The organism is Neobacillus sp. WH10, assembly GCF_030123405.1.
Classification (GTDB): Bacteria; Bacillota; Bacilli; order Bacillales; family Cytobacillaceae; genus Neobacillus.
In genome coordinates this window covers 1,907,905-1,926,542 of the sequence record NZ_CP126110.1, presented here as the reverse complement: position 1 = coordinate 1,926,542, position 18,638 = coordinate 1,907,905, and the positions used below count along the sequence as shown (strand labels likewise).

The following is an 18,638-nucleotide window of genomic DNA, read 5'->3' as shown; positions in this document are numbered from 1 at the left end:
TTTATTTTGTTTTTCTTAACAAAAATGACCCGGCTAGTAAAAAAGTTGGAATTGAAGATAGTCCAACAATCAACAACCAATCTTTTGCTGCAATCGGCAATGTGTGGAAAATTGGCTGTAATGGCGGATAATAAATGACAACCAACATTAACACGAGCGAAGAGATAACAGCCCAAACAAGATATTGATTCCCAAAAGGGTTTCTAGAGAGGACAGATTTTTCACTGCGGCAATCAAATACATGAATAAGCTGGGCCATAACAAGGGTCGCAAAGGCAACAGTCTGAGCATATGGCAGCTGTGAATGGTCGTTATGATACACAATGATGAAGGCTAATAGTGTAACAAGACCAATTAAGAAGCCGCGCGATACCACCTTCCAGCCTAATCCACGTGAAAAGACACCTTCATTTGGACTGCGAGGTCCCCTTTTCATCACGTTTTCCTCTGGACGATCGAGACCGAGTGCCATTGCCGGCAGACCGTCCGTCACCAAATTGACCCATAAGATTTGGATTGGTACTAGGGGAAGTGGCAACGCAAGTACCATTGCAAACAACATTACCAATATTTCACCCACATTGGATGCCAGCAGGTAGCGAACAAATTTACGGATATTTTCGTAGATATTCCTGCCCTCTTTTATTGCAGCCTTAATGGTAGCAAAATTATCGTCTAACAAAACGAGTGCTGATGCTTCCTTCGCGACATCTGTCCCGGTTATCCCCATCGCTACACCAATATCTGCCGCTTTGATGGCAGGAGCATCATTCACACCATCACCTGTCATCGCCACAATATGTCCGCGATTTTGTAATGCTTTGACAATTTTCAGTTTATGTTCAGGAGAAACCCTTGCAAAAACAGATACATCATCGACGACTTCTTCAAGCTCTTCTACCGGCATATTAGATAATGTTTTGCCGTCAAGCACCCTGCTCTTTTTCGTTAAAATCCCTAACTGGGAAGCAATTGCTTTTGCTGTGATCACATGGTCACCGGTAATCATGACTGTTTTAATCCCAGCTTCCTTACATTCTTGTACCGCAGTTTTTACTTCAGGTCTTGGTGGATCGATCATGCCTTGGACACCAATAAAGGTTAATTTTTTCTCTGCTTCCTGCTCACTTAAGATAATGGTGTTAGCCGGTATTGACTTATATGCAATCGCAATCGTTCGGAGTGCCTGTGAAGCAAGACCATCTATCGCGTCTTGAACCTTTATATGTGTGTCTTTATTTAAATATTGTGTTCGCTCATCCCAAAGGATCGATTCACAAATACCTAAAATGACGTCAGGTGCACCTTTTGTAATGATGAAATGGCGGCCTTGCTTGTCTTTAACATGAATACTCATCATTTTTCTGGCGGAGTCAAATGGGAATTCATTAATAATCGTAAACTCATCTAATAATTTTTGGCGATTAAAGCCGGCTTTCATTGCACTTACCAGTAAAGCACCTTCCGTGGGATCACCATCTAGTGTGAAATCATCATCCTTTAAAACCAGGTCCGAATGGTTACATAGCATTCCGAAAATCAGCATTTGCTGCAAGGCTTTTTCATGCTTAGGTTGAACTGTTTGTTTGTTCCGATAAAAATTCCCTTTTGGCTGGTATCCAACACCATCAACGCTCCACGTTTGACCACCGCTCCAAAGGTGTGTAACGGTCATTTTATTTTGCGTCATCGTACCTGTTTTGTCGGAGCAAATAACCGAGGCACAGCCAAGGGTTTCAACTGCAGGCAGCTTCCTGACAATTGCATTTTTCCTAATCATTTTTTGAACACCAAGAGATAAGGCTACAGTTACAATCGCTGGCAGCCCTTCAGGTATCGCCGCAACTGCAAGAGAAACACCTGCTAAAAACATTTCATATAATTCGTGTCCACGTAATACACCCACTACAACGACAAGTACGGTTAAGAGTAAGGCAACTGTTATTAAAATTTTCCCCAACTGCTCTAACCGGCGCTGCAATGGTGTTTCTTGTGACTCGGCATTTTGGAGTAAATCAGCAATTTGTCCCATTGCTGTTTTCATTCCTGTGGAAATGACAACTCCTACCCCGCTGCCCCTCGTTATCATCGTGCTCATGAAGGCGATATTTTCCATATCACCGATTCCTGGATTAGGATTGGTTAAACTGTCAATATGTTTAGATACAGGGACAGATTCACCTGTTAAAGCAGATTCTTCAATTTCTAAGCTTTTAGATTCAATGATTCGAACATCAGCACCAATTCTGTCTCCGCTGGCAAACTTCAAAATATCACCAATCACAATTTCCTTTGAAGGAACTTTTATCCATTTTCCATCTCGAAGAACTGAAACCTGTGGTGCCGATAGTTCCTTCAATGCCTGCAGTGATTTCTCCGCTCTCCGTTCTTGGTAAAAACCAAGACAGCCGTTAATAATTACAATTGCAATAATAGCAATAGCATCAATATATTCGCCGAGTAACCCGGAAATCAAGGTCGCCGCAAGAAGCACTAAGACCATAAAATCTTTAAATTGACTAAAAAATAAGAGTAAAGCCGATTGCTTTTCTCCCTCGTGTAATTCATTTAAACCGTGATGTTTCATTCGCTTTTTTACTTCTTCCTGTGATAATCCAGAAGAAAAGTCGGTTTCTAAGGCCTTTTCTACTTGTTCTATCTTCATTTCATGGAATTTCATCCGACCATCTCACTTCCCCCTTTATTCATTCAGACTAGCTCTAAAGAAAGCTTATTCAGGGTCGTCCAAAAAAATGCTATGATTAACGTTATTGCAAGGGAAAATAAGACAGTGATTAGATAAGTAGGATATAATAAGGTGAAAAACTTCAAACAATGGGTAGATTTCCCTTCCCACTGTTTGTTAATTAAACCAATTGGGCTTTTACGTGTAGTTTAACACCACTAATCCTGAACTTTTCATCTCATAGTCTAGAAGCGGGGATCCTACTGCACGTTAATTAGGAATGTATTTATATATTGGAAGAAAAGGATGTTTTCGATGTCATTTGATGGTCTATTTACAAAAGCTATGGTCGATGAGCTTGTTCTCTCCTTGAAAGGAGGAAGAATCAACAAGGTTCATCAACCCTATAAAAATGAAGTTATTCTTACCATTCGCGCAAATGGTGTGAATCAAAAACTTCTGTTATCTGCTCACCCAAGTTATGCCCGAGTGCAGCTTACAAATGAAGCCTATGACAATCCAAGTGAACCGCCTATGTTTTGTATGCTTCTTAGAAAGCATATTGAGGGTTACATTTTGGAGGATCTTTATCAGATTAACAATGACCGGATGATTATTTTTGAAATTAAGGGCCGGAATGAGATTGGTGATATAAGCTATAAACAATTAATTATTGAAATAATGGGCCGGCACAGCAATATCGTTTTGGTTGATAAAACGAGGAATGTCATTCTTGATAGCATCAAACATATCTCTTTTGCCGTTAACAGCCACAGGGCAATTTTGCCTGGACAGCCTTATATTTTCCCTCCAGAGCAAAACAAGGTAAATCCATTTGAAGCAGTTGAAGAAGATGTATTAAGGTCAGTTGATTTTATTGGCGGAAAAGTGGATCGCCAGTTAGTCGAGCATTTTGCAGGCATCTCACCTATTTTTGCAAAGGAAGTTATTTTTCAAAGTGGTCTTGCAAACCGCACTACTGTCCCAGGGGCATTTATCCGTTTGATTAATAAAATTGGATCGGGCGATATTTCGCCTTCGATAATATCAGCCAATGGAAAAGAATCGTTTTATCTTTTCCCACTTGAGCATATGAAGGGTGAAATGAAACCCTTCAAGACTCTTAGTGAAATGCTTGACCGCTATTATTTTGGAAAAGCAGAACGAGACCGGGTTAAGCAGCAAGGAAATGATATTGAACGCTTTATAAGCAATGAAAAAGAAAAGAATGAAAAAAAAATAGTTAAGCTCGAGAATACATTGAAAGAAGCGGAACGGGCAGAGCAGTTTCAGCGTTATGGAGAACTGTTAACAGCCAATCTATACGCAGCAAAAAAGGGTATGAAGGAAATCGAAGTTCTCAATTATTATGATGATTTGGGAGGAACAATGGTGATTCCGCTTGATCCAAGAAAATCACCATCTGAAAATGCTCAAAAGTATTTCTCCAAATACCAAAAAGCGAAGAATGCTATTGCCGTGGTAGTTGAACAAATCGAAAAGGCTCGTGAAGAAGTTGCGTATTTTGATAATTTAATGCAGCAGGTCCAAGCTGCCTCTCCAAAGGATATTCAGGAGATTCGTGAGGAGCTTGTCGAAGGCGGCTATATCCGTGAACGCCAGAAGCGAAACGGTAAGAAGATTCAGAATGTTAAGCCGGTGCTGGATCACTTTATTGCCTCAGATGGGACGGATATTATTGTAGGAAAAAACAATAAGCAAAATGATTATTTGACTAATAAGCTGGCGGCGAGGGATGAGATTTGGCTGCATACGAAGGATATTCCAGGCTCTCATGTAGTGATTCGCAGTAAAGAACCTTCTGATGAAACGATTATAGAGGCAGCTGTGTTAGCGGCATATTACAGTAAAGCGCGGAATTCTAGCTCGGTTCCTGTAGATTTTACAAAGGTTCGTCATGTCAAAAAACCTAGCGGTGCCAAACCAGGATTTGTAATTTATGACAATCAGCAAACGGTTTTTGTTACACCGGATGAGGAATTGGTGTTGAAATTAAAGAAATAGAAAGGAAAGAGGGTATCCCATTATTTTGGACACCCTCTTGTTCTATTTATCAGCGGATTTTTATGATTTATCAGTGAATCAGTTTACTAAAACTGTTTGCTCCATTCAGAAGGGTTTTTACTCCACAATAATAGACTTTCCTGATCTTCTGAGCTAACATAGCCTTTTGAAATAGCTACTTCGATTAATGTTGGAAAATCGGTCAGTGAAAAACTGTTAATTTCTGCCCCATGAAGTAACTGACTTCCTTTTTCAAGTCCATATGTAAAAATAGAGACAACCCCTAACACCTCGCAGCCTGCTTCCCTTAAAGCTTGCACAGCGGTGATCACACTGCCCCCGGTTGAAATGAGATCTTCTACGACAACCACCTTTTGGGCTTGTTCCACTTTGCCTTCGATTTGATTGCCCTTGCCGTGCCCTTTTGCCTTTGAACGGACATAACACATCGGCAGGTCCATTAGCTCACTTACCCAGGCAGCATGTGGAATCCCCGCTGTCGCTGTTCCTGCAATTACCTCTGCTGCTGGAAAGTTTTCAAGAATGAGGTTTTGTAATCCTTTTGCAACCTCTCTTCTAACTTCAGGATAGGAAAGAGTTAAGCGATTATCACAATATATCGGGGATTTTAGTCCTGATGTCCAGGTGAATGGGTCTTTTGGTCTTAATGCCACGGCATTGATTTCTAATAGTTTTTCAGCAATTTTCTTTTTCATTGTTGTACACCTCTCCATGCCCTTATCCATTGATCATAGCTTTTTACTGGGTCCATTGACCGTGTAATCGAACGTCCGACAACGATTGCACTTACACCTGTATTTTTTGCAAATTCAGGGGTAGCCACACGTTTTTGGTCACCAACAAGATCAGTCTCCATCCTGATACCCGGACAAACAGTTAAAAATGAGCTGCCTGTTTGATTGTGAATTATTTCAGATTCCCAAGCTGAGCACACTACCCCATCTAAACCCGCATCTTTTGCTAGCGATGCATAATGTAACACTGATTCATTCAATGTAACCGGGATTAGTTGCTCCTTATTCATTTGTTCTTGTGATGTGCTGGTTAATTGGGTTACAGCGATGCAATTTGGACGTGTCCTTCCTGCTGCCGTCCCTGCCTCTAATCCCTCTAATGCCGCTTCCATCATTTCTCTTCCTCCAGCAGCATGAACATTAACCAGATCACATTCTAGTCGCGCCAGCCCCTTCATAGCACTTTTTACGGTGTTCGGAATATCATGCAGCTTTAAATCAAGAAAGATCTGATGTCCCTTTTCTTTTAATTGATGAACAATTGCTGGGCCTTCCTGGTAAAAAAGCTCCATACCCACTTTTACAAAAAGCTTTCGATCTTCAAACGGTGTCAAAAAACGTTCAATTTCACTTTTGTTAGCAAAATCAAGCGCGATGATAAGTGAGTTCTCCATGCTTCTTCCAGCTCCTTCCCTTGCATTCACTGATATGTTCAAACCCTAATTTTTCTAAAAGCACTGGCAGTTCCTCAATGATCGTTGGGCAGACAAACGGGTCGACGAAGTTTGCTGTTCCAACAGCAACCGCACTCGCCCCCGCGTAAAAATATTCGATGACATCCTCTGCTGATTGTACACCGCCCATCCCGATAATCGGAAGCGAAACGGCTTGGCTCACTTCATAAATCATACGAATTGCCACCGGCTTAATCGCAGGACCTGATAGACCACCTGTATTGTTGGCTAAAATCGGCCTGCCTGTCTTTAAATCAAGTCTCATGCCGACAAGAGTATTAATCATTGTTAGACCATCAGCTCCGCCCTCTTCCACAGCTCTTGCCATCTCAACAATATTGGTAACATTTGGGGACAGTTTCACATATACAGGAACCTTGGATACCTCTTTTACCTTCCTTGTCAATCGCTTGGCAACCTCGGGAATCGTTCCAAACGCGATCCCGCCAGTTTTAACGTTTGGGCAGGAAATATTTAATTCTAACGCATGAACATTTGCTGCCTTGGAAATTTCGCTTGCAACCGAGACATAATCTTCTTCAAGGGAACCGGCAACATTTGCAATGATCGGAACATCAAACTGTGAAAGCCATGGCAGTTCCTCGGACAAAACTTTTTCTAATCCCGGATTTTGCAGACCAATGGCATTGAGCATTCCTGCATCCGTTTCAGCGACCCGTGGGGTAGGATTGCCAAATCTCGGCTCAACTGTTGTCGCTTTGATCATGATAGCTCCAAGTTTATTTAAATCATAAAATTGGCTGTATTCACGTCCAAACCCAAAACAGCCCGATGCTGGCATTATAGGGTTTTTTAAGTTTAAACCAGGTAACTCAACATTTAAACGGTTCATATTACTACCTCCCCAGCGCGAAAAACTGGTCCGTCACTGCAGACTTTTTTATAAGAAAAACCTGTTGGATCATCCGCCTTGTGGCAGACACACGCGAAGCAAGCACCAATGCCACAGCCCATTCGTTCTTCTAAGGATAAGAACATCTTTTTGTCCGAATAAAGTAGTTCAAGTGCTTTTAACATCGGAGTAGGGCCACAGGCATAGATAGCATCGAAACCTAAATTTTCGATTACATCTGTTACAAACCCTTTTGTCCCATAGGTTCCGTCAACCGTAGCCACATAGGTTTCCCCATTTTTCAAAAACTCCTGTTCATAAAAAACAGCTGATTCCGTTTGAAAACCGTGTACATGAATGACTTTAATCCCTCTCGCTATTAACTGCGTGGATAGTTCATATAACGGCGGTACACCGATTCCTCCGCCAACAAGCAACGCTGTTTCCCCTATTTCCATTTCTTCAACAGGAAAACCGTTCCCTAACGGACCGAGGATATCAAGCTCCATTCCTGGTTTCATTTCAGATAGTTTTGTAGTCCCCTTGCCATCCCTCCGATAAATCATCGTCATTTGCCCTTTCACGGAATTAAACGATGAAATACTGATGGGTCTCCGCAAAAGCGGGTCCAGGGCATCAGCAACCCGAATATGAACAAACTGCCCTGGAGCTTTGATTTGACTTACCATTGACGCTTTTACTGTTATTTCAAAAATATCATCGGCAATTTCCGTTTGGCTGATGATTTGGCAAAGTTCTTTCTGAATCATACGAGGACTTCCTCCTTAATTGCTGCACCCATCGCTTCAGTGGAAAAATTCATCGACTCGATTACTCTTAAAATTGCATTTGCCGTATCTAATGAGGTTAAACAAGGAACACCGTTTTCAACGGCTTCCCGGCGAATTCGAAAGCCATCTCTCGCAGGCTGTTTCCCTTTTGTCAGAGTATTGATTATGAACTGCACTTCTCCATGATGAATCACATCCAATAAAGTCTGACCTTCTGAGCCAATCTTGCCAACAACCTTTACTTTCAAACCAGCGGACTCAAGGACGGCTGCCGTCCCACTTGTTGCCATTATGCGGTAGCCATTTGCGGCAAACCTTACCGCTAGTTTTAATGCTTCTTCCTTATCTTTATCAGCAACTGTAAATAACACTGTACCAAACCTTTGAATATTCATACCAGAGGCTATCAAACCTTTATAAAGTGCCTTTTCCAAGGTGTGATCCTTGCCCATTACCTCACCGGTTGATTTCATCTCCGGTCCTAATGTGATATCGACACTTTTTAGCTTAGCAAATGAGAATACTGGAACCTTGACATAAACGCCATTTTTTTCTGGAATAAGTCCTGGCTGGTACCCTTGCTTAATAATAGAAATTCCAAGAATTGCTTTTGTCGCAATTTTCGCCATTGGTACATTAGTGATTTTACTCAAAAACGGAACCGTTCGGCTTGAACGTGGATTGACTTCAAGAACGTACACTTGATCGCCTGATAAGACATACTGAATATTTAACAGCCCGATAATGTTCAAGCCTCTAGCCAATTTTTCCGTATACTCAACAAGTGTTTGTTTCACATTCTCAGAGAGTGACTGCGGCGGATATACAGCGATTGAATCACCAGAGTGGACTCCTGCCCGTTCAATATGCTCCATAATCCCCGGGATCAATACATTTTCTCCGTCGCATATGGCATCCACTTCAATTTCCTTCCCTGTTAAATACCTGTCGATTAAGACAGGATGTTCCGGATTAATTTTAACGGCATTCTCCATGTAATGAAGCAATTCTTGCCTTTGGTAGACGATTTCCATCGCCCTTCCGCCAAGAACGTATGAGGGACGTACTAGAACCGGATAACCGATTTCCTCGGCAATGATAACAGCATCTTTCACCGATAAAGCTGTTTTACCAAGCGGCTGCGGAATAGTTAACTGATTTAGTGCTTGTTCAAATTTATCCCTATCCTCCGCACGGTCTACATCCTCTAAGCTTGTTCCCAATATTTTTACCCCATGCTCGACTAGCTCAGCTGCCAGATTAATCGCTGTTTGCCCGCCAAACTGAACGACTACACCAATTGGATTTTCCAAGTCGATGATTTGCATAACGTCCTCAATCGTCAGCGGTTCGAAATAAAGCTTATCTGAAATACTGAAATCAGTTGAGACCGTTTCCGGATTATTATTAATAATAATCGCCTCATAACCCGCTTCTTTTATAGCTTTTACCGAATGGACAGTGGCATAATCGAACTCAATTCCTTGACCAATCCGGATTGGACCTGAACCTAGAACAATTACACTGTCCTTGCTGGTCACAACCGATTCATTTTCGTCTTCATAGGTACCATAGTAATAAGGTGTTTCACTCTCAAATTCAGACGCGCATGTATCTACCATTTTGTAAACAGGAATTATGCCCAATTCTTTCCGCAAACTGTATATTTCGGATTCTGATCGATTCCAAAGCTCGGCAATTTTCTTATCGGAAAATCCCTTTTGCTTTGCTTCCTTAAGGAGTTCCCTGTCGAATGGGCAGGCTGCAAGCTTTACCTCAAGGTCAATAATACCTTCCATTTTTTTCAAGAAAAATAAATCAATTTTGCTCCATTGATGAATGGTTTCTATTGATGTCCCACGCTTTAAGCTTTCCGCAATATAAAAGAGCCGCTCATCTCCCGCTTTAATAATTCGTTTTTCAAGTAATTCATCATCAATATCATCTGCACCGTTTAATTCAAAATGATGGACTTCACATTCAAGGGAACGGATGGCTTTTAACAGTGATTCCTCAAACGTCCGGCCGATGGCCATTACTTCACCCGTTGCCTTCATTTGCGTTCCGAGTGAGCGGTTTCCTGATTCAAATTTATCAAACGGCCACCGCGGGATTTTTGTCACGATGTAGTCAAGAGCCGGTTCGAAACAGGCATATGTTTTTCCAGTTACCGGGTTAAGCATTTCATCAAGAGTTAATCCAACTGCTATTTTAGCGGCAAGCTTTGCAATCGGATAACCTGTCGCTTTAGATGCAAGGGCAGAGGAACGGCTGACCCGTGGATTTACTTCGATAATATAATAATTAAAACTATATGGGTCTAAAGCAAGCTGAACATTACAGCCCCCTTCAATTCCGAGAGCTCGAATGATTTTTAGGGAAACGTTTCTTAGTAGCTGGTATTCGCGATCGCTTAAGGTTTGACTCGGGGCGACAACGATGGAATCACCTGTATGGACGCCCACAGGGTCGATGTTTTCCATGTTACAAACTACAATCGCGTTATCAGCGGCATCGCGCATAACTTCATATTCAATTTCCTTGTAGCCTGCAATGCTTTTTTCAAGTAAACATTGATGTACGGGGCTATTTTTCAGACCACTTGTGACAATTTCTTCCAGTTCATCGTAATTTCGGCAAATACCGCCGCCGGTTCCCCCAAGTGTAAAGGCCGGGCGGACAATGACTGGGAAACCAATTTTTTCAACAAAAGCTTTAGCTTCTTCAATTTCATGGATAATTTCACTGTCTGGGACTGGTTCATTTAACTCATTCATTAAGCTGCGAAATAATTCTCGGTCCTCGGCTTGATTAATAGCCGGAAGTTTTGTACCTAAAATTTCAACTTCACACTCTTCTAGGACTCCCGTTTTTGCAAGCTCAACAGCAAGGTTCAAACCGGTTTGACCTCCAAGCGTAGCTACTAAAGCATCAGGACGTTCTTTGCGAATAATCCGGCTGACAAATTCCACTGTTAATGGTTCAATATAAGTGGCATCGGCGATTTCTGTATCTGTCATGATCGTTGCTGGATTTGAGTTTACGAGGATGACACGGTAACCTTCCTCCTTTAGCGCTATACAGGCCTGAGTGCCGGCATAATCAAATTCTGCAGCCTGACCGATGACAATTGGTCCTGATCCAATGACTAAAATGGAGTTTATATCTGTACGTTTTGGCATGTTGCTGTTACCTCCTGTTTTTCAGCCTCAATCATAGCAAGAAATTGTTCAAATAAGCTGTTTGCATCTTCTGGCCCCGGAGAAGCTTCTGGATGGTATTGAACCGTAAAGGCCGGAAAATCTAAATGTTTTAAGCCTTCAATCGTTCCATCGTTCAAGGCTGTATGCGTTACCGCTAATCTAGTTTGATGCAAAGATTCTGTTTCTACTGTGTATCCATGGTTTTGTGAAGTAATAGAAATTTTACCTGTAGCTAGTTCCTTGACAGGATGGTTTGAACCACGGTGGCCAAATTTCATTTTGACCGTATTCGCACCACAGGCCAAGGCAAATAATTGATGTCCCAGGCAAATTCCAAATATCGGAACCATTCCTAGCACTTGTTTAATCATGTGTATGGCTTCAGGAACATCCTTTGGATCTCCAGGCCCATTTGAAAGCATGATTCCATCCGGACGCAATTGCAGGATTTCATCTGCCGTTGTATGGTAGGGAACAACGATGACGTCACACCCGCGCTTATTTAATTCACGTAAAATACCGTGCTTCATGCCAAAATCAACGAGAACAATTCGTTTCCCTCGGCCAGGGCTCGGATATGAATTTTTTGTCGACACTGTTCTGACTTGGTCAATCGGAAGTCTTGTCTGCCGTAATCTGCTAACAACCTCATACGGATCTCGATCAATACTGCAGATTGCACCTTTTAATGTTCCGTACTGACGAATAATCCTTGTTAATTTTCTAGTATCAATCCCGGCAATTCCGGGAATTTTTTTCATTTTAAAATATTCATTGATGGTAAATTCACTGCGCCAGTTGGAAGGGGAGTCGGTCACTTCTTTGACAATAAATCCTTTCACTGCGGGATTAATCGATTCAAAATCATCACGGTTGATCCCGTAATTTCCGATTAATGGATAGGTAAGCATGACAATTTGGCCGCAATAGGAAGGATCCGAAAGAATCTCTTGATAACCTGTCATCCCTGTATTAAAGACAACTTCACCAATTGTATCCATATGACTGCCAAATCCGTCCCCGATAAAAACCGTTCCATCTTCTAAAATTAGCTGTGCTTTCATGCTGTAATACACCCCTTTTCCCAAACTATCTGACCACCAACAATCGTCATTTCTGGCCAGCCTTTACATTTCAAGCCTGTAAATGGGGTATTTCTCCCCTTGGATAGGAACTCGCTTGGATTAATTTCTCTTTCTTCATTCAGATTAATTAAAACGAGATCTGCCGGAGCACCTACTTCAATTTTCCCATATGGAAGGGCAAAGCTTTCGGCTGGCTTCTTCGTTAAAAAGCTGATTAATTGATCTAAAGAAATAATTCCTTTTAACACAAAATGTGTATATAGAAGTGGGAATGCGGTCTCTAATCCGACAATCCCAAACGGCGCCAATTCCATTCCTTCATTTTTTTCTTCAAGTGTATGTGGTGCATGATCAGTAGCAATGAAATCAATTGTTCCATCAAGAAGGCCTTCGATTAACGCTGCACGATCTGCAGCATCCCTGAGCGGCGGATTCATTTTATAATTTGTATCAAGACCTGGGATATCGTCTTGCGTTAATAATAAATGGTGCGGGGTAACTTCCGCAGTAACATTGATACCCGCTCGCTTGGCGTCCCTTATTACACGGACAGACTCCTTCGTACTGACATGACAGACATGGTAATGACAGCCTGCTGCCTCGGCAAGTAAAACATCCCTAGCAATCTGGACTGATTCACAAACGGATGGAATTCCGTTTAAATCGTTTCGTTTCGCGAATGAGCCCTCGTGCACGCAACCTTTATTGATTAGGGTGTTTTCTTCACAATGAGCAACAATGGCCATATTTATTGCTGCAGCTTTCCTCATGGCATCAAGCATCATGCTCGCCGATTGCACCCCTACCCCATCATCCGTAAAGGCAAACGCCCCAGCGCTTTTCAGCATCTCAAAGTCTGTTAATTCCTGACCAAGCATCCTTGTCGTAATAGAAGCATAAGGTAAAACCCGCACATGGGCCGTCTCTTTAATTCGCTTTTGTAAGTTGTCCATGTGGTTTTTGGTGTCAGGCACCGGTCGGGTGTTTGGCATGGAGGCAACAGTGGTAAATCCTCCTTTGGCTGCGGCCATAGTTCCGGTTGCGATCGTTTCTTTTTTTTCACCGCCAGGCTCGCGAAGGTGTACATGTAAATCGATAAATCCAGGAGAGACAACCATTCCCGATGCGTCCACAGTACGGTCTACCTCTGTATTAATCGTTTTTTCTATTTTCGTTACAATCCCATTTTCTATTAAAATATCTGTCTTATCATTTTGACCGTTAGATGCTATGTAATTTGCGTTCTGGATAAGCATTTTCAAGGTGATTCCCTCCCATTAAACTTTCGATTGACCGTTTTAAGGCAGCCATTCTGACATAAACACCGTTTTCCATTTGCTTAAAGATTCTTGACCGTTTGCATTCAACTAGGCTATCAGCGATTTCTACATTCCGATTTACTGGTGCGGGATGCATAATAATGCTGTTTGTTTTCATGCACTTTTCTCTTTCTAATGTAAGGCCAAATTGGCGGTGATACTCTGAAGCTGTAAAGCTTCCCTTTTTTTGATGACGTTCATGCTGGACCCTTAGAAGCATGACGACATCAGCTTCTCTGATTGCCTCATCAATTGGTTTAAATCTTGCTGTATTTAAACTATGGTAATCGAACCATTCTTCTGGTCCGGAAAAAATGACATCGGCACCAAGCCTTGTTAAGGCATCAGCATTTGACCGTGCTACTCTGCTATGACTTATGTCGCCAATAATCGCTATATTTAAGCCATCAAATCGACCAAACTCCTGTTGAATGGTTAACAGATCAAGGAGCGACTGTGTTGGATGATGGCCACATCCATCCCCGCCATTAAGAATCGGTATATTAATTTTTCCAACCAAATCATCAAAATAACGATCCTGCCCATGACGAATGACGATTGCATTGACCCCAATCGATTCCAATGTTTTAACCGTATCGTAAAGTGTCTCTCCTTTTTGAACACTTGAAGTTTCCACTTCGAACGGAATGACCCCTAAGCCTAACCTTCGTTCCGCAACTTCGAAACTGCATTTTGTTCTTGTACTTGCTTCAAAAAATAGGTTTGCTGCAAACATTTGCTGTTCCGGCCTCCAGATCATTCCTTCCGAAAACCTTTTGGCATCCTCAAGTAATTGACATATTTCCTCAACCTTTAACTCATTTGTGGTAAGTAAATGATGTATCATCCTTTTCCCACCTTCCTCTCCTAAAATAAAAATGCACCCTGAATTATTTATCAGGGTGCATTGAATCCAAGCTAAACCATTTTTATCAACCTGGTTTATTAGCTTAACACCCTTTTAAGCCTCTCTGGACTTAGTTAAAAGGTAACTTTGTTATGCTGTTTTTTGGTCTTCTTTTGTTTCCTCTCCAAATATGTCATCACTCACTGGTTGTCCGCCTGGAAGAATAAGGTTTAACACTACACCTAAGATTGCCGCTAACGCCATTCCTTGGATTTGAATATCTTTAATAGGCAGCTTAAGGATGGCCCCGCCAATTCCGATTATCAGAATCACAGATGCAATTACCAAGTTCCGTTTATCATCAAAATCAATTTTACTATCGACTAACATTCTTAATCCTGAGGAAGCGATAATACCAAACAGAAGGATGGAGACACCGCCCATAACAGGTGTTGGAATGGTTTGGATTAAAGCAGTAATTTTGCCGACAAATCCGAAGATGATTGCTAATACTGCTGCACCTGCCAGTACGTACACACTATAAACCCGAGTAATCGCAAGGACGCCGATATTTTCACCGTAAGTGGTTTTTGGCGGTCCCCCGACCAATGCTGAAATTATTGTTGCTGTTCCGTCACCTAGGATGGAACGATGTAAGCCTGGTTCTTTAATGTAATCCCGACCGACTACCTTACTAAGGATTAACTGGTGCCCGATATGTTCAGAAATGGTAACTACGGCTACAGGTACCATTAACCAGAAAATGTCCCATGTGAATTTCACTTTATAGCTGACAAATGGAATTATAAATTCCGGCATTTCAAACCAATCAGCTTTCATGACCGGTCCAAAATCAACGATTCCCACTATTAATGCGTAAATATAACCAACAACAATGCCTGCTAATATCGGGATAATGCTTAATATTTTTTTAGCAAAAATCGAGAAGATGATCGTTGCAGCAAGAGTGACTAACGCAACAGAGAAATGAAGCATACTATACTTTCCTGCTGGGTTATTCATCGCCATCCCCACTGCTGTTGGGGCGACAGACAAACCAATAACTATGATTACAGGTCCGACCACAATGGGCGGCAGAAGCTTCATAATCCAGCGATGTCCTGCTTGGCTGATAATTAGAGCGACAATCGCATAGACTAGACCAGCCAGGAAGGTTCCAACCATAGCTGCTCCAGGACCCCCTCCGGCTTTAGCCGTAATAACAGGTGTAATAAAAGCAAACGAAGAACCAAGATAGGCTGGGACTTTAAATTTTGTGATTAATAAGAATGCCAATGTTCCTAGTCCGCTTGAAATTAAAGCAATCGCCGGACTTAAGTGAGTAAGATAAGGGACAAGGATCGTTGCTCCGAACATCGCGAATAAATGCTGAACACTTAATGTAAGCCACTGAGATAGGTTTGGTTTATCTGATACGTCTAAGATGGGTTTTTTGGTCATTCTAATCTCCCCTGTTTACTGATTTATTTTTTATCTTTACACTTTTTTAATAAAAAAACCCTCTTTGTCCGTAGAGGTACAAAGAGGGTTTAGAAATTGCCGGATAAAACAAGCGGCTTTTTCCCCTTTGTCAGCCTCACGGGACTGCATTTAAAAGGGTTGCTATTTACTTGTCAAAAATACTTACTTGATCAAGCTGATCCACTTCAGCAAGCTCGACCACAATCTTTTCTTCATTTGATGTTGGAATGTTTTTTCCAACATAATCAGCACGGATTGGCAGTTCGCGATGGCCCCGGTCCACTAACACCGCTAGTTGTATCGCTGCTGGCCGCCCAATATCCATTAATGCATCAAGACCTGCCCTGACAGTTCTGCCTGTATATAAAACATCATCAACAAGAATGACTTTTTTTTCGCTAATATCAATTGGGATATCTGAACCTTTTACAAGTGGTTCTTGGTTATTTGTTTTTTTCGTTAAATCATCACGGTAAAGGGTAATATCTAATTCACCAACTGGAATTGTCTTTTTTTCAATCTCAGCAATTTTTGTCGCAAGTCTTTCTGCAAGGAAAATACCTCTCGTTCGTATACCAACCAGCAGGCAATCATCGATTCCTTTGTTTTTTTCAATAATCTGGTGGGCAATCCTTGTCAACGCTCTTCCGATTGCCTGTTCATCAAGAACAAGTGCTTTTTGGTTCATATTACACCTTCTTTTTTTAAAATAAAAAACCTCTCACCAGTTTTGGCGAGAGGTGGACAAGTTAATGTACATGATATAGGCATAGATTGCCTACAATCTTTAACCGTTTCCTTCTCAGCCTCACTGGACCGAATTAAAGGCTTATTAAACTATAGTTAGTTTACTTTAAAAATTAGCTCACGTCAACGATTATTTCGGAGTTGATCAAGCAATCGTTCAAATTCCACTGGGAGTGGAGCTTCGAATTCCAAATATTCGTTGGACCGAGGATGGGTAAATCCAAGGACACCTGCATGCAAGGCTTGTCCGTCAATATCAAGTGTTTTTTTGGGACCATACTTTGGGTCACCGGCAAGCGGATAGCCAATATATTTCATATGAACGCGTATTTGATGGGTTCTTCCTGTTTCTAATTGGCACTCCACGAAAGTAAAGTCTTTAAAACGCTCCAGCACCTGAAAATGGGTAACGGCATGCTTTCCGTTATCAACAACTGCCATGCTTTGACGGTCTTTTGTATCCCTGCCTAGCGGGGCATCAATCGTCCCAAAGTCATGAGGAATGACCCCATGAACAATTGCTTTATATTTTCGGGTAACTGTTTTTTCAACTAATTGGTTCACAAGGCTTTCGTGTGCAATATCGTTTTTAGCAACCATTAACAAACCTGAGGTATCTTTATCAATACGGTGAACTATACCTGGTCTTAACACTCCATTAATACCTGATAAATCCTTACAGTGTGCCATTAAGCCGTTAACAAGGGTTCCAGACATATGACCTGGTGCAGGATGAACAACCATCCCCCGCGGTTTGTTTACAACTAAGACATCTTTATCTTCATAATGTATTTCTAAATCAAGTTCTTCAGGGATTACATCCAGTTCCTCTGGCTCTGGAATGAGGATGTCAATTTGATCATTAAGGCTGCATTTATAATTGGTCTTTACAGTTTGCCCGTTTACTAGGACATTTCCATCCTTAATCCATTGCTGAACCTGTGTTCGTGACCATTCTTCATTTAGTCCAGAGATAACCTTATCAATCCGATCACCTTTTTGCACCTCAAGAATGGTGTGTTCCATTTTCTCCATACGTTTTCTCCTTTGTTTCTCTCTCATCACGCAACATTTGAATCATCAGCAGGATAACACCGATCACTAAAGCTGAATCCGCAATATTAAAGACCGGAAAGTTATAGCTGAAAATATACGTATGAATAAAGTCGACTACTTCTTTACGAAGGACACGGTCAATAAAATTACCAACAGCCCCCCCAAGCATAAAAGCTAATGATACTCCTAATAACCATTTACCCTTTGCTTCTTTGTGAAGATAATACATTATTGCGATAATGACGGCAATCGTAATTACATAAAAGAACCACATTCGACCTTGAAGGATTCCCCATGCTGCTCCACGATTGCGGTGTGAAGTAATATACAAAACTTTATCAATGATGGTGATACTTTCCCCTAAATACATGTTGTTAACAATTAACCATTTTGTAATCTGGTCTAATAAAATAACAAAAATAGCGATTAAGTAATAAAACACTAAGAAATACCTCCACATCAACCTAAACTAACTGTCTAGTTCCAGCGCCCTGCGAATAGTGTACTGATTCACTCCCGCCTTACGATAAGTTAAGATCGAATCACTATCAATCACCGTGTTTCTTTATCTCTGTCGTGAGCGGTCAGTCCATACATCGCTAAACCGTGGCTTCCACTTTTCATACTCTTAGCATTTTAGCATACTTTAGCGCGAAACAACAATGTAACATTCTAAAAATAGCTAGCAAAATGGTTTTTTGTAATATATTTCTAAATCTTCAGAATCTTTTATCGACTTTAATGTAGGGATCATTTTTAATAAATAATCTGGGATCATTTCACCAGAAATTTCACATTTACCAAAATTTCCAACGTTAAATTTTCTTAACGCTGCATCAACGTCTTCAAGCTCTTCTTCCAGAATAGAAGTTAACCAAGCTTGCTTTTGTTGGTTTTTAAGCGATTTTTCAATTTCTGCTTGCGTTTGACGGAGTTCCAAAAACAGCTGTTCCTGCATGGGATTCATAGTTGTTACCTCCGTTGTTTGTCATTTGTCTTATTATTTCCGACAGCAACCAGCTGAATCGGGAAAACATTTGACAACATCAACAACA

Annotated in this window: 15 protein-coding genes; 1 reads left to right on the top strand and 14 read right to left on the bottom strand. The window is 41.3% G+C overall.

All coding sequences use genetic code 11. The features are described from left to right. Position 1 precedes the first annotated feature (1 nt). A complete protein-coding gene (locus QNH20_RS09150; protein ID WP_283922580.1) occupies positions 2-2,680 on the bottom strand; it encodes a calcium-translocating P-type ATPase, SERCA-type in 2,679 nt (892 codons plus the stop codon). A gap of 321 nt (positions 2,681-3,001) precedes the next feature. On the opposite strand from QNH20_RS09150, the gene QNH20_RS09145 reads away from it, so the two are divergent. Beyond that, positions 3,002-4,711: an Rqc2 family fibronectin-binding protein gene (locus tag QNH20_RS09145; protein ID WP_283922579.1), complete on the top strand. Its 1,710-nt coding sequence runs from the start codon at positions 3,002-3,004 to the stop codon at positions 4,709-4,711. Between the two features lie 86 nt (positions 4,712-4,797). On the opposite strand, the gene pyrE is transcribed toward QNH20_RS09145, so the two are convergent. From pyrE to QNH20_RS09080, 13 genes are all read right to left on the bottom strand, one after another. Continuing rightward, complete coding sequence (gene pyrE, locus QNH20_RS09140) at positions 4,798-5,427, bottom strand: orotate phosphoribosyltransferase (RefSeq protein WP_283922578.1); 630 nt, start codon at positions 5,425-5,427, stop codon at positions 4,798-4,800. Continuing rightward, on the bottom strand, positions 5,424-6,140 hold the full coding sequence (gene pyrF, locus QNH20_RS09135) for an orotidine-5'-phosphate decarboxylase (RefSeq protein WP_283922577.1): 717 nt from the start codon (positions 6,138-6,140) through the stop codon (positions 5,424-5,426). The genes pyrE and pyrF overlap by 4 nt, the downstream gene beginning before the upstream one ends. Continuing rightward, positions 6,112-7,053, bottom strand: coding sequence for a dihydroorotate dehydrogenase (locus tag QNH20_RS09130; RefSeq protein ID WP_283922576.1), 942 nt, complete (start codon positions 7,051-7,053; stop codon positions 6,112-6,114). Before QNH20_RS09130 ends, pyrF begins: the two co-directional genes overlap by 29 nt. Continuing rightward, the gene (locus tag QNH20_RS09125) at positions 7,050-7,820 is read right to left on the bottom strand and encodes a dihydroorotate dehydrogenase electron transfer subunit (protein WP_283923378.1); all 771 of its coding nucleotides are present in this window, start codon (positions 7,818-7,820) and stop codon (positions 7,050-7,052) included. The genes QNH20_RS09130 and QNH20_RS09125 overlap by 4 nt, the downstream gene beginning before the upstream one ends. Further along, on the bottom strand, positions 7,820-11,026 hold the full coding sequence (carB, locus tag QNH20_RS09120; protein ID WP_283922575.1) for a carbamoyl-phosphate synthase large subunit: 3,207 nt from the start codon (positions 11,024-11,026) through the stop codon (positions 7,820-7,822). The genes QNH20_RS09125 and carB overlap by 1 nt, the downstream gene beginning before the upstream one ends. Further along, positions 11,005-12,111, bottom strand: coding sequence for a carbamoyl phosphate synthase small subunit (locus QNH20_RS09115; RefSeq protein ID WP_283922574.1), 1,107 nt, complete (start codon positions 12,109-12,111; stop codon positions 11,005-11,007). The genes carB and QNH20_RS09115 overlap by 22 nt, the downstream gene beginning before the upstream one ends. Then, on the bottom strand, positions 12,108-13,388 hold the full coding sequence (locus QNH20_RS09110) for a dihydroorotase (RefSeq protein ID WP_481858097.1): 1,281 nt from the start codon (positions 13,386-13,388) through the stop codon (positions 12,108-12,110). Before QNH20_RS09110 ends, QNH20_RS09115 begins: the two co-directional genes overlap by 4 nt. Beyond that, positions 13,354-14,295 (bottom strand): aspartate carbamoyltransferase catalytic subunit, encoded by a 942-nt coding sequence (locus QNH20_RS09105; protein WP_283923377.1) that lies wholly within the window; start codon positions 14,293-14,295, stop codon positions 13,354-13,356. Before QNH20_RS09105 ends, QNH20_RS09110 begins: the two co-directional genes overlap by 35 nt. A 153-nt stretch (positions 14,296-14,448) precedes the next feature. After that, on the bottom strand, positions 14,449-15,759 hold the full coding sequence (locus QNH20_RS09100) for a solute carrier family 23 protein (RefSeq protein WP_283922572.1): 1,311 nt from the start codon (positions 15,757-15,759) through the stop codon (positions 14,449-14,451). Between the two features lie 166 nt (positions 15,760-15,925). Beyond that, a complete protein-coding gene (gene pyrR, locus QNH20_RS09095) occupies positions 15,926-16,468 on the bottom strand; it encodes a bifunctional pyr operon transcriptional regulator/uracil phosphoribosyltransferase PyrR (protein ID WP_283922571.1) in 543 nt (180 codons plus the stop codon). A 182-nt stretch (positions 16,469-16,650) separates the two neighbouring features. After that, the gene (locus QNH20_RS09090; RefSeq protein WP_283922570.1) at positions 16,651-17,562 is read right to left on the bottom strand and encodes an RluA family pseudouridine synthase; all 912 of its coding nucleotides are present in this window, start codon (positions 17,560-17,562) and stop codon (positions 16,651-16,653) included. Then, positions 17,534-18,043 carry a signal peptidase II gene (gene lspA / locus QNH20_RS09085; protein WP_283922569.1) on the bottom strand — a complete coding sequence of 170 codons (510 nt, stop codon included), beginning with the start codon at positions 18,041-18,043 and terminating at the stop codon, positions 17,534-17,536. The genes QNH20_RS09090 and lspA overlap by 29 nt, the downstream gene beginning before the upstream one ends. 222 nt (positions 18,044-18,265) lie before the next feature. Further along, positions 18,266-18,550 carry a hypothetical protein gene (locus QNH20_RS09080; protein ID WP_283922568.1) on the bottom strand — a complete coding sequence of 95 codons (285 nt, stop codon included), beginning with the start codon at positions 18,548-18,550 and terminating at the stop codon, positions 18,266-18,268. Between the last annotated feature and the right edge of the window lie 88 nt (positions 18,551-18,638).